At 68.7% G+C, this 14,020-nt stretch carries 14 protein-coding genes and 4 pseudogenes; 7 read left to right on the top strand and 11 right to left on the bottom strand.

What is annotated here, in order from left to right; translation table 11 throughout:
• Positions 1-130: 130 nt before the first annotated feature.
• The 6 genes and pseudogenes from ACWIGU_RS38225 to ACWIGU_RS38200 all read right to left on the bottom strand — a co-directional run bounded on the left by ACWIGU_RS38225 (position 131) and on the right by ACWIGU_RS38200 (position 4,791).
• Complete coding sequence (locus ACWIGU_RS38225; protein WP_454406322.1) at positions 131-1,132, bottom strand: GNAT family N-acetyltransferase; 1,002 nt, start codon at positions 1,130-1,132, stop codon at positions 131-133.
• A 67-nt stretch (positions 1,133-1,199) separates the two neighbouring features.
• Positions 1,200-1,619: pseudogene (locus ACWIGU_RS38220) on the bottom strand (GNAT family N-acetyltransferase); the annotation flags it as partial.
• Positions 1,620-1,772: 153 nt separating this feature from the next.
• On the bottom strand, positions 1,773-2,522 hold the full coding sequence (locus tag ACWIGU_RS38215; RefSeq protein WP_454406321.1) for a transposase: 750 nt from the start codon (positions 2,520-2,522) through the stop codon (positions 1,773-1,775).
• Positions 2,523-2,688: 166 nt separating this feature from the next.
• On the bottom strand, positions 2,689-3,771 hold the full coding sequence (locus tag ACWIGU_RS38210; RefSeq protein WP_454406320.1) for a hypothetical protein: 1,083 nt from the start codon (positions 3,769-3,771) through the stop codon (positions 2,689-2,691).
• A gap of 133 nt (positions 3,772-3,904) precedes the next feature.
• A complete protein-coding gene (locus tag ACWIGU_RS38205; RefSeq protein WP_454406319.1) occupies positions 3,905-4,177 on the bottom strand; it encodes a leucine zipper domain-containing protein in 273 nt (90 codons plus the stop codon).
• Between the two features lie 68 nt (positions 4,178-4,245).
• On the bottom strand, positions 4,246-4,791 hold the full coding sequence (locus ACWIGU_RS38200) for an RBBP9/YdeN family alpha/beta hydrolase (protein ID WP_454406318.1): 546 nt from the start codon (positions 4,789-4,791) through the stop codon (positions 4,246-4,248).
• A gap of 122 nt (positions 4,792-4,913) precedes the next feature.
• Here ACWIGU_RS38200 and ACWIGU_RS38195 point away from each other — a divergent pair, with 122 nt between their 5' ends.
• Positions 4,914-5,369: an Lrp/AsnC family transcriptional regulator gene (locus ACWIGU_RS38195; protein WP_454406317.1), complete on the top strand. Its 456-nt coding sequence runs from the start codon at positions 4,914-4,916 to the stop codon at positions 5,367-5,369.
• A gap of 10 nt (positions 5,370-5,379) precedes the next feature.
• Here the strand turns inward: ACWIGU_RS38195 and ACWIGU_RS38190 are convergent, their stop codons facing one another.
• Positions 5,380-6,249 carry an oxidoreductase gene (locus ACWIGU_RS38190; protein ID WP_454406316.1) on the bottom strand — a complete coding sequence of 290 codons (870 nt, stop codon included), beginning with the start codon at positions 6,247-6,249 and terminating at the stop codon, positions 5,380-5,382.
• A 140-nt stretch (positions 6,250-6,389) separates the two neighbouring features.
• Here ACWIGU_RS38190 and ACWIGU_RS38185 point away from each other — a divergent pair, with 140 nt between their 5' ends.
• Positions 6,390-7,295, top strand: a complete 906-nt coding sequence (locus ACWIGU_RS38185; RefSeq protein ID WP_454406315.1) for a helix-turn-helix domain-containing protein — start codon at positions 6,390-6,392, stop codon at positions 7,293-7,295.
• Between the two features lie 140 nt (positions 7,296-7,435).
• Here the strand turns inward: ACWIGU_RS38185 and ACWIGU_RS38180 are convergent.
• A pseudogene (locus ACWIGU_RS38180) lies at positions 7,436-7,822 on the bottom strand (site-specific integrase); the annotation flags it as partial.
• 466 nt (positions 7,823-8,288) lie between these two features.
• On the bottom strand, positions 8,289-9,413 hold the full coding sequence (locus tag ACWIGU_RS38175; protein WP_454406313.1) for a mechanosensitive ion channel family protein: 1,125 nt from the start codon (positions 9,411-9,413) through the stop codon (positions 8,289-8,291).
• A 45-nt stretch (positions 9,414-9,458) separates the two neighbouring features.
• Between ACWIGU_RS38175 and ACWIGU_RS38170 the strand changes: the two are divergent.
• A pseudogene (locus ACWIGU_RS38170) lies at positions 9,459-9,602 on the top strand (dienelactone hydrolase family protein); the annotation flags it as partial.
• A 272-nt stretch (positions 9,603-9,874) separates the two neighbouring features.
• Here the strand turns inward: ACWIGU_RS38170 and ACWIGU_RS38165 are convergent.
• Positions 9,875-10,306 carry a hypothetical protein gene (locus ACWIGU_RS38165; protein ID WP_454406312.1) on the bottom strand — a complete coding sequence of 144 codons (432 nt, stop codon included), beginning with the start codon at positions 10,304-10,306 and terminating at the stop codon, positions 9,875-9,877.
• 982 nt (positions 10,307-11,288) lie between these two features.
• On the opposite strand from ACWIGU_RS38165, the gene rpmG reads away from it, so the two are divergent.
• The 3 genes from rpmG to ykgO are packed head-to-tail and all read left to right on the top strand — an operon-like array spanning position 11,289 to position 11,921.
• A complete protein-coding gene (gene rpmG, locus ACWIGU_RS38160; RefSeq protein WP_454406311.1) occupies positions 11,289-11,453 on the top strand; it encodes a 50S ribosomal protein L33 in 165 nt (54 codons plus the stop codon).
• A 42-nt stretch (positions 11,454-11,495) separates the two neighbouring features.
• On the top strand, positions 11,496-11,756 hold the full coding sequence (locus tag ACWIGU_RS38155; RefSeq protein ID WP_454406310.1) for a type B 50S ribosomal protein L31: 261 nt from the start codon (positions 11,496-11,498) through the stop codon (positions 11,754-11,756).
• A gap of 42 nt (positions 11,757-11,798) precedes the next feature.
• Positions 11,799-11,921: a type B 50S ribosomal protein L36 gene (gene ykgO, locus ACWIGU_RS38150; RefSeq protein WP_266571099.1), complete on the top strand. Its 123-nt coding sequence runs from the start codon at positions 11,799-11,801 to the stop codon at positions 11,919-11,921.
• Between the two features lie 270 nt (positions 11,922-12,191).
• On the opposite strand, the pseudogene ACWIGU_RS38145 reads toward ykgO, so the two are convergent.
• Positions 12,192-12,329: pseudogene (locus tag ACWIGU_RS38145) on the bottom strand (transposase); the annotation flags it as partial.
• Between the two features lie 155 nt (positions 12,330-12,484).
• Here ACWIGU_RS38145 and ACWIGU_RS38140 point away from each other — a divergent pair.
• Complete coding sequence (locus tag ACWIGU_RS38140; RefSeq protein ID WP_454406308.1) at positions 12,485-14,020, top strand: CYTH and CHAD domain-containing protein; 1,536 nt, start codon at positions 12,485-12,487, stop codon at positions 14,018-14,020.

Below are 14,020 nucleotides of genomic sequence, written 5' to 3'. Positions count from 1 at the left end.
TGTGGTGGTCTTTTTTTTTTTTTTAAGACCCTGTTCCGGGGGGGGGGGGGGGGGGGGGGCCGCGTAAAACTTACTGTCCCCCCTCACCCCGTTTTGTGGGGGGGGGCCCCGTGGGGGCCCCCCCCACTTCTCAGTTCACTATCAGTATGCCGATCATCGCCGCCCAGCACAGGGCGACAAGGACCGGAAGCAGCATCATGATGAGTCCGGTCGGCGACTGCTTCAGCCAGGCATTGCCGTCGGCCTGGGTCTCGCGGCCCACTATCCGCTGCCCGCCGTGCCAGGCCATGTACTCCTCCAGCTCCATCGCGGCGCGCTTACGGGCACCGAGGTAGCGGCGGCCGTAACGCAGCATCTGCGAGAAAGCGAGCGCGGAGCCGAGCCCGATGACGCAGATGACCATCGCGAGGCTCTGCGAGATCTCCTCCATGGACCGGGTCGGCTCGCCCTCCTTGCCGAGGGTGAAGCCGAGCGCCGCCGCCAGGCCCGCGGTGATGTAGAAGAAGTTGTTCAGCTTGTGCCAGTTGGTGGTGTCCTCGTGCTTGTAGAGGTCGATGGCCACCGCGTACTGGGCCTGCAGCATCGCCTCGCGCGGCTTGCGCCACACCCAGACCATCCGCTGCTTGCCGTCGGGCGGCGTGAGCCGGGTCAGCTCCTCGAAGCCGAGCTTGCGGTGGAAGAGGGTGGACGCCTCGTTGTACGGCTCGCTGACGACGGCCGCGATCACTGGACTGGTCGACCACTGCTCCAGCACGTGGTGGTACAGGCGGGACGCCACCCCGCTGCGGGCGGCCCGGCGCGAGACGCAGATCTGCTTGATGACGAGGAACGCGCCGAGCGTCGACTTGATCCGGTGGTTCAGCCATTCGTCGGGCTCGATCTGCTCGTCGCTGTACGCCATCAGATAGCCGAGCACCTCGGTGCCCTTGACGGCTACCCAGAAGTGCTCGGCCGTGGTGAGCCGCGCCCGGTAGTCGGCCAGGGTGTAGTTCGACACCAGGAATCCGTCGCGTCCGGCGCGCTGCGGATCGGTGACGTCGAGCCGCCGGTCCGCGGCGAGTTCGACGATGCTCTGGAGGTGGGCCTCGTCGGCCCGGACGATCTCGATGGTGGCGGTTCCCGCCGTGGACATGCCTGACCCCCGTTGCTGGACGTGAAGCCAAGTTACCTTCTGCGTAAGGAAGTTGTCCGCGAGTGGATCAGCCATCGTATTCCGTGAGGTCGATCGCGTGCACCTGGAGCGCGAAGCCGTGCTTCGGGTGCGTGAACTCGTGTCCCTCCGTCATGCCGAGCTTGCGGGCGATGTTCTCCGAGCCCGTGTCGCCGGGGCGGATCAGGGCGACGATCCGGTCGATGCCTCGGTCCTGGAGGGCGAACTCCAGGGTGGCCTGGGCGGCCTCGGAGGCGTAGCCCTGGCCCCAGAACTGGCGGCCGAGCCACCAGTTGATCTCGATGCCGGGTTGGGGCTCGGACACGGAGAGGCCGACGACGCCGGCCAGCTCGCCGGAGGCGAGGAGCTCGACGGCGAACGGGCCGAAGCCGTCCCACTCCTCCTCCCAGCGCTCGATGTGGCACCAGCGTCGCGCCAAGCTCACCTGGCTCCCGGCCGGCACCTGACGGCGCGGCCCTCGTCCCGACGAAGACCAGGAAGGAGGACAACCGGCACTCTCCGGGCTGGCCGAACCCGGCGCACCCGCGACGTCACGCGACGGCCCGCCCTCCAGCGGCAGAGGACATTACGGGCGAACCGCCGAGCCGGTCAGTGAGCTATTTCAGCGTTGCCGCTCCAGGGTGAGGACGGCAGCGGCGATTGAAGACAGTCGATTCGGGCTACAGCGCGCGTGGTGGAAGATCCGCCAGGACTTCAGACGGGCCACGCCCCGTTCGACCGGTGCCCGTGCTGCCGAGAGCGCGCGGTTGACGGTGCGCTGGGTTGGTGACAGGTCGCGACCGGGTGGGCGTCTGACCGGTGTGGTGACCCACGGTCCGGCGCCGATGTAGGAGCGGTCGGCAAGGATCGGGACGCCTTGGCGTTCGCAGAACCGGATGATCCGGTGGGTGCGGGCCGCAGCCAGGTCATGGGTCCGGCCCGGCAGGGCGGGCGAGATCCACAGCAGGCGTCCGGTCAGATCGGTGACCACCTGAACGTTCACGCCGTGGCGGCGGTGCTTGGCGGAGTAGTCCGCCCGGCCGTCGCCGAGGCGGTCGCATGCGGCGAGGGTGCTGTCGGGCAGGACGAAGTCCGGGTCGGCTTCACGCAGGGTTTTGAGCAGGCCAGGCGCCCGCACCGCGAGCAGGTCGACCACGGTGTGGGTGTAGGCGTGGGCGGTGCCCACCGAGATGCCGAAGCCGGCGGCGATCTGCGCGAGGGTGTCGTGCTTGCGCAGGTACACCAAGGCGACCAGTGCGCGCTGGTGCGGTGGGAGCTTGCAGCGGCGGTCGCCCTCACGGGCGACGATGAGCACGGTGACCCACTCAACCAGCGCGTGCGGCAGGTCGAGTGCGGCAGGATGGGAAACCAACGAGGCTCCTGTGCCAACAGGTTGAGACTTCGAACACCTCCCACAACGGCACAGGAGCCTCGTGCGTTGCGGGTCCCGCCGCCGTGAGGCAAACGGCTTGTCACACACCCTGACGCGGCGGCACTTCATCCACCGACTACGGAGGGTGCGTGACAGGCCCGGCAGCTCATTGGATCAGGTCGGTGTGCGGATGCTCGGAGATGGGGCAGACGTAGATCTGCATGTTGTCGGTGCTGCCGACTTCGACCTTGGTCGGCTGCGAGGGGTCCTGACCACAGCAATGGCCGGCGGTGTTGGCGGCGTAGGCGGCGGCCTGTTCCTCGTAAGGTGCCCAGCTGTGTCCCTCGCCGCCGTCCCATTCGAAGGAGGCGATGGTCAGCAGCGGGACCATCTGCGCATCGCAGACAGTGCAGTATCGGGGGTTGGGGTCGGTGCGGCCCCATGGAGGCCAGCCGCCGACCTTCCAGCCGGGCGCGTCTGCCAGATGGGGGTCATAGAAGTCCCGTGGACAGTCCGCGTAGGAGCTGTCCACGCCGGCGTCGGCTGCCTGCCATCTGCTCCAGTCCTCCACCACCAGCTGCATCTGCGGGCTCAGATCGAGGCTGTTGGGGTACTCGGTGATCGCTTCCGGTGCGAGCACGCACGGCTCCGGCAGATAGCCGTCATCGTTCACCTCGTACGGTTCGGGCGGTGTGGCGAGGATGTCGACGACCTCGGCGGCGGACCGCCAGAACAGTGCGGTCGACGGCTTGTGATGCGGATCGTGGTCGTAGGGGCACCAGAGGACCTGGAACAGATCGGCCTGTCCGGGCGGCTGCAACAGGGGTATGTCGCGCAGATACAGCTGCGCCACGGGCAGCATGGGGACCGGGCAGTCCGCGGGCGGAGGGCCGGTGTCGAGCCGCTGGGCGAGCATCGCGGCGTTCCGCTCCTTGATCGCCGCCTCCTCGGGCGTCATCCCACCACGACCACCGTGATCACCGTGCCACCGGGCCCGCATGCGCCTCATGAGCCGCACGTCGGCAGGCGACTGGCGGAACCCGCTGTCCACGTGCAGGTGCGAGGCTTCGCAGTGCGGCCACGGCTCCTCAGCCGGCCACAGCAACGGCCCCCCGACCGAACTCTCCCTGACCGAAGGCGACCCGGGACGAGGGTGCAGCCGAATCGCCGGACGCGCCAACGGCGCCAGCTCGGGAAAGACCGCGGTCACGTCCACGGGTCGCGGCGGAGTAGTACGTACAAAGGCCATGCCGGTGATCCTGTCACCAGCCACTGACAACCCCTGGCCGCCTCAACCAGCTTCGGTGGCATCGGTGTTGAGCTGGTCAAGTCCCACACCCGCAGCCTCGGCCACAGCGAAAGCAAGCCTGCCTATGTGACAACTAGCTGTAGGAGGCCAGGACGTCGGTTACGCCTATTCGGAGCCGGTCTGCTGGCGGTTGGCCCCGGCAGCACTGTGTGGGTTGCCGGTGTGGCGGTGAGGAGCGGCCCAGGAGGCCGAGGTCGCCATGGCGGCGGAAGCGGTTGACCCACTTCGACGCGCACGCTCGAGAGATTCCCATCTCCGCGGCGACGTGGGCGATCGGGCGGTTCCGGCAGCGGTCGATCAGACGGCGCCGCCCTTCAGGAGACAGCGGGGCATTGCGATGCAACATGCAGGGGCTTGCTGAGCAGGGTGAGGGCCGGCGTCGACGCGGAGGGCCTCCGTGTCGGATCAGTCATCTCAACAGTCGACGAGCCTGCGAAGGAGTTCCAGGCCCGTCTGCCAGTCAGCGAGGTCGCTGTCGGAATTGATGTGGCCGTGGCTCCCGATGAAGTGGCTTTGCGCCTGCCACTCGTGCGCGAAGGAGGCGGACGTCCTGGGGTCGCAGTAGGGATCGTCGTCGCTGGCCACCATCAGGCTCGGGCACGGCAAAGGGCGAGCGGACAGGCCCAGGAACGTCGAAGCGGCCTCCCGTGGGAACGCCGGTCCCCGGGGATCGGGAGGCGCGACCAGGAACGCCGCCACCGTGTCGGGTCGCGCCTGCTCCAGCCAGTGCGCAGCTGCCCAGCAGCCAAGGCTGTGAGCCACCAACGCCACCTGGCTGTCACGCCCAGAAGCGATCTCGTAGGAAGCCTGGATTGCGGCAACCCAGTCCGGCAGGTCCGGACTGCTCCACGAGGCCGGTGCGATCCGGACCGCTGAGTGCCCCCATCGCTTCTCCCACAAGCTCTGCCAGTGCCGCTCATCCGAACCGTCGATCCCAGGGATGATGACGTACGCGACCATCGCCTACCGCTCTTCCAATCGTGGCCCCCACACATCGCGGGGCACCCTGGGACGATTCTCGATGGATCAGCGGGAACGATCGAGCTCAGCAAGTGATCTCAAAGAAGGTGGGGGTGACAACGATGGAATCACTCGACGAGATCGACCGTGCCATCTTGGAACTGCTCCAGACCGACGGACGGCTCACCGGAGCCGAGGTCGGACGCCGAGTCGGGCTGTCCCAGCCGGCAGCCAGCGCCCGCATCCAACGCCTGGAGAAGAACGGGATCATCACCAGCTACCGTGCCGTCGTCGCCCCAACCGCAGTCGGATTGAACATCCACGCCATCGTCCGGCTACGCACCACCCACGCGCAGCTGCCCCAAGCACTCACCCTTGCCGCCCAGACTCGCGAGGTCGTCTCGACCCTCCGCGTGACTGGCGAGGACTGCCTGCTCCTCGACGTGCACTGTTCTCACGCCGAACGCCTTGAACAGGTCGTGGACTCCCTCGCCCGTTACGGACCGGTCACCACCTCACTCGTCCTGCGCAGCTACCCGCCCAAGTCGTTGCCAACGGCACCGTCAACAACGTCCTGACCCGCAACAATTAGCTGCCGATCGTGTCGAGTTCCGCGACTGCGTCCGCCGGCAGCTTCAGGTCGGCGGCGGCGATGTTCTGGCGCAGGTGGGCGCGCGAGGAGGTGCCCGGAATGAGGGCGATAGTGGCCGAGCGCTGCAGCAGCCAGGCCAGGGCGACCTGCTGCGGTGAGGCGTTCAGGCGGGCGGCGACGTCGGTCAGGGTCTGCGACTGCAGCGGGGAGAAGCCGCCCAGGGGGAAGAACGGGGTGAAGGCGATGTTTTCCGCCGCGCACCGCTCGACGAGAGCGTCGTCCCGGCGGTTGGCCAGGTTGTACAGGTTCTGCATCGTGACGACCGGGGCGATGGCCTGTGCCTCGGTGAGCTGGGCATCAGAGGCGGCGCTGAGCCCGAGGTGGCGGATCAGGCCTTGCTTCTGCAGCTCGACCAGTGCGCCGAACATGTCGCCGATCGGCTCCTCGACCGTCTGCCCCTCGTTGGTGCCCAGGCGCAGGTTCACCGCGTCGAGCGTGTCCACGCCGAGGCGCTGGAGGTTCTCGTGGACCTGGGCCTTGAGGTCCTGCGGGTCCCGCGAGACGTTCCAGCTGCCGTCGTCGCCGCGACGGTTGCCGACCTTGGTCACGATGTGCAGGTCCGCGGGGTAGGGGTGCAGGGCCTCCTTGATGATTTCGTTGACGACGGCGGGCCCGTAGAAGTCGCTGGTGTCGATGTGCGTGATGCCCCGCTCGACGGCCTCCCGAAGCACCGCGACGGCCTCGCCCCGGTCCTTGGGCGGCCCGAAGACGTTGGGTCCCGCCAGCTGCATGGCTCCGTATCCCATGCGGCTGATGGTCAGGTCGTCGGACAGGGTAAGAGTTCCGCCGGGGGTGGTGCCGGTCATGGTGCGCCTTCCGTTGTACGGCTGTGTGGAGCTTGTCCCGCATTGACTCTGCGCGCTTCCGGGCGGGCGCGGCAGTACCCCGCTGTTCCTGGGAGTGACAGGGACAGGCACCCGCGCCTGTACGGACCTAGGGTTGGGGCATGGATGGCACCAACGCGCTCGGCGAGTTTCTACGCGCCCGCCGGGCACTGGTCAGGCCCGAAGACGCCGGAATCCGCGGCGGCGGGCTCCGACGCGTGCCGGGGCTGCGCCGCGAGGAGGTCGCGATGCTCGCCGGGATCAGCGCCGACTACTACCTGCGCCTGGAACAGGGCCGCGACCGCAATCCCTCGCTTCAGGTCCTCGAAGCCCTGGCCGACGTCCTGGACCTGGACGCGGACGCCACCGCTCACCTCATCGGCCTGACCCAGACACGCCCCTCCCGGTCCCACCGGGCACCCCGGTCCACAGGCCGTGCACGGGCTGAACACAAACCCGAGACCGTGCCGCCCGGCATCCTCCAGCTCATGGAGGGCTGGACCACCAATCCCGCCTACGTTGAGAACAAGTTCACCGACGTGCTCGCCGCCAACGCGCTGGCCACGGCCGTCTCCCCGAACTACTCCGCCGGCGTCAACCTCCTGCGCGCCGTCCTCCTCGACGACAGCGAACGCCAACTGCTGCGGGACTGGGAGGAACTGGCCGAGGCGCTGATCGCCTCCCTGCGGGCCAACGTCGGGCCCGACGTCGACGACCCGCGCCTGACCGAACTCGTGGGCGAACTGTCCGTGCGCAGTGAGCACTTCCGCCGCCTGTGGGGCCGCCACGACGTGCACCCCAAGCGGCCACGGGTCAACCGACTGCACCACCCACAGGTCGGCGATCTCGAACTGCACGCCAGCAAGCTGGCCATCGTCGGCACCGACGGCCTCATCCTCAAGGTCTTCCACGCCGAACCCGGCAGCCGCAGCGCCGAACTGCTCGCGATCCTGGGAAGCCTGGCGGTCTCCGGCAAGGGCCGGAACCCGACCGGCCCCGACCGCCACCAGGCCATCGACGAGCAATGAAGGCCTGTCCCTGGTCCGCGAGCCCCGACGACGGCCCTCGGCCCTCCATCTTCGCCGCGGCCATCCCGCTCCAGCGCCGTCCGTCACCTCGTCCAGCGCCTGCCACAGGTGGACAACCAGCCGCAGCGGTGACAGCAGGGTCAGCGGCGCGCATCACCGGGAGCGAGCAGGCTGGTCAGCTCCGAAATCGCCTCCGGGGAGGGCTTGAAGTAGCGGCGGACGTTCTCCGGCTTCTTGTGCCCGGACTCGGCCATCTGCATCAGCAGCGATGCGCCCTGTTCGCCGAGGTGGGTCAGGGCGGAATGGCGGTACTCGTGCAGGTCCCAGCCAGTTCCCGGGCCACGCACCGCGGTGCGCTCGTCCAGCAGGGCACGGGCCTGGCCGTAGGAGAGGCGGGCCAGGCCGGTGTCCGGGCACACGTCGCGCGGGCTGACGACCTTGCCCGGACCGGGGCGGCGGTGGGTGACGAAGGCTGGCCCCCGGGTACGGCCCCGCAACAGGCGAGGCAGGAGCCTGGCGGTGCCGGCTCACCAAACAGCAGCCGCCCGCCCCGCCAGTGCCGCTCACCGAGACGACAGCCGTCGTCCTCGAAGCCGCCCACCGCGCCGGCGCCCCCGGTCACGCTCCTGTACACCCCCGAGAAACCGAACCCCCTGATCGAGCACGGCCGACCGTGACACCGTCCGTACGATGATCCCGTGACAGTCCACCGTGCTCTTGGCTCCGGCCCCCAGGCCGCGCGCACCATCCGCGCCTCCCAGGCCGACCTGATCGACGTTGCGGGTGCTGCCATGGCGTTTCTCCTCGTTGAGGAACGGGCGCAACCGGGACGCGTCCGGTTTTCTCCCGTGGGGGTGCGCGCCGTCGGCGGTCTCGGGTGGGCTCTGGCTGTGGTGGGTGTGCAGCAGCCGTGACCCTTCGCCGGGCGGCTGGACTCTGCCGTGGGGTGCGCCGTCGTCGATGTGGCGGGGCAGTGGCGGCCTCGGCATGGGGCTAGCCGCGGCCCGTGCCTGTGCGTGGAGGCTCGAAGGGGTGGGTCGCGGCGCTGTCCTGGTAGCGGCGCGGGCCCCGCGGCGTCCTGCCCGGAGGCGGTGCCGCTTCGGCCGTGTTGACGCGGGGGAGCGCGTAGGGGTGGTCCTCGGTCAGCCAGCGCATCATCCGCTCACGGACCGTGACCCGCACCGTCCATATGTCGTCCGCGTCCTTGGCCGTGACCAGGGCGCGCATTTGCATGGTGTTGGGAGTGGAGTCCGTGACGGCGAGCCCGTAGTCGCGTCCGTCCCAGGCCGGGCACTCGCGCAGGATGTCGCGCAGCTTCTCGCGCATGGCCTCCACCGGCGCCGAGTGGTCGACGTGGAAGAAGACGATGCCGGTCATCTGGGCACTGCCACGCGACCAGTTCTCGAACGGCTTCGAGGTGAAGTACGAGACGGGCATCGTGATCCGCCGCTCGTCCCAGGTCCGTACCGTCAGAAAGGTCAGGGTGATCTCGTCGACGGTGCCCCACTCGCCGTCCACCACGACCGTGTCGCCGAGGCGCACCATGTCGCCGAAGGCGATCTGCAGCCCGGCGAAGAGGTTCGACAGCGTGGACTGTGCGGCGACACCGGCGACGATGCCGAGGACGCCGGCCGAGGCGAGCAGCGAGGCGCCGGCCGCCTGCATCGCCGGGAAGGTGAGCAGCATCGCGGCGACCGCGACCACACCGACGATCGCGGATACCACCCGCTGGATCAGCGACACCTGGGTGCGGACCCGGCGGACCCGGGCGGGGTCGCGGTGCGCGGTCGCGTAGCGGGTGTACGAGGTCTCCACGACGGCGGCGGCGATGCGCACCACCAGCCAGGCCGTGGAGCCGATGAGGGTCAGCGTCAGGATCCGGCCGATGCCGATGGAGTGCTCCTCCAGCAGCTTGGCCTCCGCGTAGGACCCGCTGAGCATGGCGGTGCACAGAACGAGTTGGAAGGGGACACGGCCGCGACGGAGCAGCCCCCACAGCGGGGTCTCGTGGTGCCGGCCGTCCGCGCGTCGCAGCAGCCGGTCCACGGCCCACCCGACGAGCAGCGTGAGCACGACCGAGCCGCCGACGACGATCACCGGGCGCAGTACGTTCTCCATGCTCCCGACCGTTACCGGCCCGCCGCAGTCCAAACCTGGATCCGGGCTCTGGGCGACGAGAAGGCCCGGGGACTGCTGCTCCTGCCCGTCACTTCGGACATCGCGAAAAGCGCCTCGGTGGACGGGCTGCCGGTCCAGCTGCACGTCGCCGAGCCGGACCAGTTCGAGACGGACGACTGGCTGAGCGCCTGATATCTGGATCGTCCGCGACGGCGGCACCACAACACGCGGCCTCGCCGAAGTCTGACGGCCTGGACATATGACGGGCCTGTGCATGGTCACTCGTCTCCGTCGCAAGGCGTGCGCTACAGGTCGCCACGCACTGGGACGCGGAGGCGGAACGTAAGGGAGGTACGAGCCACTACTGGCGGTTCGCGCCGTACTCCTGGCAGCGAACCCCGATGCCGGTGGAGCTCAGCGGCTACGAGCGCACCTCGCAGACTCCTCATCCGGACTGACCCTCAGGAGGGCCTCGAGCTCGACCGCCCGGCGGAGATCCTTGGGCGGCCGAGGGCGCGCCGCAGTCCGATCAGGTCGGTCAGCGCCGCGTAGTGGACGGTGAAGCCCGTGGAATCGTGGGCGCTCAACGCGCGGTTGAGGCACGAGGCGACGTGCAGATCGCCCCAGGGCAGCTCGGGGGTGCAGAGGTCGCCGCCGGCACCGGTCACTTGGTAGGCGGCCTGGACGCCGGTCAGGTCGGGCAGGCTCAGGCAGTTCGTGGCGATCAGGGCCTCGCGGATGGCACGCGCCTGCGCGAGTGTGCCGTCCCAGAGCAGGTCGACGTCGCCGGTGAGCTCGGTGGAGCCGTGCATGATGCCGGCGACCTGGCCGATGACCACTGCGCGGGCGCCGGAGTCGTGCAGCGCCCGGAGGAAGAGGAACGGGTCTCTCACCCAATTAACGCGCGCCGATCTCAACCAGCGAACCACCCGTTCGTTTCCGTACGCCGAAGGGCTCCCCTTCGAGATCAGCTTCTACCTCAAGCACGCGCACCGACCAGTCGGCTGACCGGGCAGCGCCGCTGTCACGGGCGCTGTCAACAACCCTGAAAGACAGGCTTGTTGATAGCGGCACAGCGGGGATCATGGCGACGATGGAGCCGGTTGAGCTGGACCCGTTCGGGCACCTGGGACGGACCGAGGAAGCCGAAGACCGAGGCGCGCCGGGCGTACAAGACCGAGCAGGCCGCGGCTAGTTCAAGCACAACCCGCACAGTGCGGACGCCATCGCGGCGGCGACGAAGGCCGCCGACGAGGCGAGGGAGCGCACCGCGCACTACCTGCTGGCGGCGCGGCTGGCAAAGCCCCTTTCTGAGACCCTGCCCGGCGTGCTGCTGCACCCACGCTGCATGCTGCCGGCTGCGCTGTGGTCGCGACCGCAGCGGTATCAGCGTCTGCGGAACGGCCGCCAGTCGTTCCGTCGCCGCAGCCACACCGCCATGCCCGGCAGCAGCACGGCGCCATCGGCAGGTGGCGGTTGAAGGTGTCCTGGGTGGCGCGCCGGATCTTCGTGCGGGGGGCCGTTGGGCAGTTTCCTCTGGCTGGCCAGTGGCTGCGGCTTCCCTCTGCCTGGTTATGAGAGCTGGAATGTCTGACACGGCCGCCTGGTTGTAGGGGACGTGGTCGTGAAGGGGACGGTGTCCCCGGGCCTCACCCACTGTCCACGAGGACGATTGTTCGGCTGAAGCCTCGTGGAGCCTTACGCCGCGTAGGCGACAGGCCCTTCACGACAACACTCTTCGGAGATGCATCCGGCAGGAAACCGGCGGCAGGGATACATGGCAAGGGCTGGGAATGCGCCAGCCGGTTCCGGCGTTACACGATGTGATTGACATGACCAGACCAAGACTGGATATGTCGATGAAGGAAGGACCTCATGGCACGCACCACTGCTCGCCCCGTAGTCAGGCTGAAGTCGACGGCCGGGACCGGCGTGACCTACGTGACACGCAAGAACCGTCTCAACGACCCCGACCGCCTCGTACTGCGCAAGTACGACGCTGTGACCGGCACGCACGTCCTCTTCCGCGAGGAACGCTGACCTGATCCGCCAGTGCCTGGCGGACCGCGAGGAAGGAAACCCATGAAGCCTGGAGTCCACCCCGAATCCCGTCGGGTCGTCTTCCGCGACCGCGCCGCGAACGCCACGTTCCTGGCCCGGTCGACCGCGAACTCGTCCCGGCAGATCGAGTGGGAAGACGGCAACACGTACCCCCTGATCGACGTCGAGATCTCATCGGCCAGCCACCCGTTCTACACCGGCACCTCGCGGGTTCTGGACACTGCCGGTCGGGTGGAGCTGTTCGAGCGCCGTTACGGCCGCTCGGCATCGGCCGGCCGCTGACCTTCGCCCAGCGGCCCCGAGCGACAAGAGGAGATGCCAGCCATGAAGGTGCGCAAGTCCCTGCGTTCACTGAAGACCAAACCCGGTGCCCAGGTCGTGCGCCGACGGGGTGTGACGTTCGTTGTCAACAAGAAGAACCCCCGCCTCAAGGCACGCCAGGGCTGACAGCCTTGCAGCAAGACGCCCGGCCCGGCCCCGCACTACAGGGGCCGGGCCGCGCCGTTGGGCGGTACTCGCGTGGCGCAGTACACACGGACGTACCGAGCAGATTGGAAGCCAGAGCGCTGGCGGCATCAGATATCCAGGCTGGGGGCGGAAGTCCCTCTGGCAGTCTGTCCGAAGCACTGAGGTGAGGGCGCCGCTCGCGGCCCATGCCAACAGATTGCCGATGGCAGACAATGTCCAGCAACTCGCGCGCGGCTGGCTCGCGCCGGCTGCCCCGACCCAGTTCCGCAAGGTCTCGGGGCTGATTCCCAGATCGGCAGCGACCTGCCGGATCGTCGCCTCGGGCCGCGACCGGTACAACGCGACCGCGTCCGCCTTGAACTGCGGCGGATAGTTCTTCATGACCACGAGATGTCCGTTCTCGGAGCCTCAGGATCCCGTGTCTCGTGTGTCCAAGATCAAGGCCCTACCTACTCCGCTGGCGCGGCACTCGCGGCCCTCACAATCGCGACTTTATGTCCAAGGCTGTGTTTCGTTCAGTCAATCGTGCCTACCGGTAGAGCATGGTCCATTCGATGCAAGAGACAGAGCGAAAGTACGAGGTCCCGTCGTCCTCCGATACCTCCTGGCTGCCCCCGTTGGATCGAGTGGAGGGCGTCACCTCGGTTGTCGACCGGAGCCTCGAGGACCTCGACGCGGTCTACTACGACACCGATGATCTTCGGCTGTCCGGTTCTGCGGCCATACTGCGACGAAGGACCGGCGGCTCCGACGCCGGATGGCACCTCAAACTGCCGTTGCCGGGCGACAGCCGGGAGGAGGTCCAGGCGGCCCTGACGGACGCCGTCCCAGACGCCCTGCGCGACCTTGCCTTGTCCCGCACCCGAGGAGCCGAACTGACCCCAGTGGTGCGCATCCGCTCGACCCGTGAGGTGCGCGATCTCGTCGACGCCGAAGGTGGCGTGCTGGCCGAACTGAGCATCGACGCGGTGCGCGCGCAGTCCCTGCGAGCAGAGGGCAGGAGTGCGGCATGGCGCGAGATGGAAGTAGAGCTTGCCGAGGACGCCGATCCCGCTCTCCTGGACGCAGTGGAGAAGAGGCTGCGCGAGCACGGCATCGCACGTGCGCAGTCGTCGTCGAAGCTGGCGCGGGCCCTTGACGAGATGGCGTCCGTCCCGGGCGGCGAGCGTGACGAGGCCGCCGACCTCGCCCCGGGCTCGGCCGGCGAGCAGGTCCTCGCTTACGTACGGGAGCAGATCCGCGTCCTCACCGCCCTCGACCCGGCCGTGCGACGCGACCGGCCCGACTCGGTGCACCGGATGCGGGTGGCCTGCCGTCGCCTGCGCAGCTGTTTGCGCTCGTACCGATCCGTTCTGGACCGCGAGGTTACAGCCGCGATCCGAGGGGATCTGAAGTGGCTGGCCGGCGAGCTGGGCGCAGAACGCGATCAGGAAGTGCTGATGAAGCGTCTCACCCGGGGCGTCAAAGCCCTACCTGGAGAACTCGTCCTCGGCCCCGTCTCGGCACGCCTACAGGCGTGGAACGTCGCTCGCGGCTCCGAGTCCCACCAGCGCAGTCTCGGCGCCCTGGGCTCGCGCCGCTACCTGGCCCTGCTCGATTCCCTCGCCGCGCTCGGGCAGCAGCCACCGCTGCGTGCCAAGGCCGGTAAGGCGGCGGACAAGGTCATGGCCAAGGCGGTCCTCAAGGAGTTCGACCGCCTGGCCCAGCGCATGGCCCCCGCCCTGGACCTGCCGCCGGGTCCCGAGCGCGACGTGGCCCTTCACCAGGCCCGCAAGGCCGCCAAGAAGGTGCGTTACGCGGCTGAGGCCGCCCGTCCGACTCTCGGTAAACCGGCCAAGCGCTTGGGTAAACGTGTCAAGGCGGTCCAGAAGGTCCTGGGCGACCATCAGGACAGTGTGGTGGCCCGGGGCACCATCCGTGACCTGGCCGTGGCGGCCCAGACGACGAACGAGGCCGGCTTCACCTGGGGCGTCCTCTACGGCGGGGAGCAGGCCGTCGCACACAGCAGGGAGCGGGAACTGCTGACAGTGTGGGAGCGGGCCTCCGCCCCCAAGCTGCGCAAGCGGCTCAGCCGGTAG

Source organism: Streptomyces sp. NPDC055400, assembly GCF_053644375.1.
The sequence above is the reverse complement of the archived record's forward strand: the minus strand, read 5'-3'. Positions and strand labels throughout refer to the sequence as shown.